Source organism: Vibrio sp. 03_296, from assembly GCF_002265885.1.
The window spans coordinates 1-475 of sequence record NZ_NPKW01000474.1 but is presented as its reverse complement, the minus strand read 5'-3'; the positions used below and the strand labels follow the sequence as shown (position 1 = coordinate 475).

Annotated in this window: 1 pseudogene; it reads left to right on the top strand. The window is 48.9% G+C overall.

Going from position 1 to position 475, the window contains the following annotated elements:
- Nucleotides 1–4: 4 nt before the first annotated feature.
- Nucleotides 5–475: pseudogene (locus CIK04_RS25495) on the top strand (YigZ family protein); the annotation flags it as partial.

Genomic DNA, 475 nt, shown 5'->3' with positions numbered 1-475 from the left:
GCGAATGTCATCGAACGAAAACCCATACCWTCATCCCAAGCCCAAAGCGGTTCAATTTGAAGAAGAAATCAAAAAGTAGTCTCTTCACTTACGTATCTTACTCATACCCCGAACGATTAGAGGCAGCAAAAAGCTTTTGTAGAGAGGATTAAAACGCAACATGCCGATGCGCGTCATAACTGTTGGGCGTTTGTTGCAGGGCGACCAGAGGATTCAATGAAGTGGGGTTTTAGTGATGATGGCGAGCCATCGGGTACAGCAGGAAAGCCGATTTTGGCGCAGCTCTCGGGGTCGGGTGTTGGTGAGATCACCGCAGTCGTGACACGATATTATGGTGGCATTCGCCTCGGCACGGGTGGATTGGTGAAGGCGTATGGCGGTGGCGTGCAGCAGGCACTCAAGCTGCTTCAAACAATTGAGAAAAAAATAACCACAAAACTCAGACTGGAGTTAGACTATGCGTTCGTACCAATTG